Annotated in this window: 1 protein-coding gene; it reads right to left on the reverse strand. The window is 61.3% G+C overall.

Translation table 11 applies throughout. From position 1 onward, the window contains the following. On the reverse strand, positions 1–393 hold a 393-nt coding region (gene dctP / locus AB4Z32_RS27805; RefSeq protein ID WP_442125027.1), incomplete at both ends, for a TRAP transporter substrate-binding protein DctP.

Here is a 393-nt window from a genome sequence, read left to right on the forward strand (position 1 = left end):
GCACCGGCAGCATTGCTTTACGCCATTCGGCCTGTTCGGCGGCGCTCAGGTTGTAGATGGTGGTCTTGCCGGACTTCTTGATTGCGTCCAGCGCCATATCGTTGTCGCGTTGGGCAATGGCCTTCTCGTACGTGGTGGCATCGCGCATTGCCGCTTCCAGCTGGGTGCGGATATCGGCCGGCAGGCCATCCCAGAACTTCTTGTTCACGATCACCGCATAGCCCAGGTAGCCGTGGTTGGAGGTGGTCAGATGCTTCTGCACTTCATGCATCTTCTGGGTGTACATATTCGATGGCGGGTTCTCGGTGCCGTCCACCACCCCGGTCTGCAGCGCCTGGTACACCTCGGAGAACGCCAGCACCTGCGGGTTCGCGCCCAGGGCACGCATCTGCG

Origin of the sequence: Massilia sp. 2TAF26, from assembly GCF_052115005.1 — a bacterium.
GTDB lineage: Bacteria > Pseudomonadota > Gammaproteobacteria > Burkholderiales > Burkholderiaceae_D > Telluria.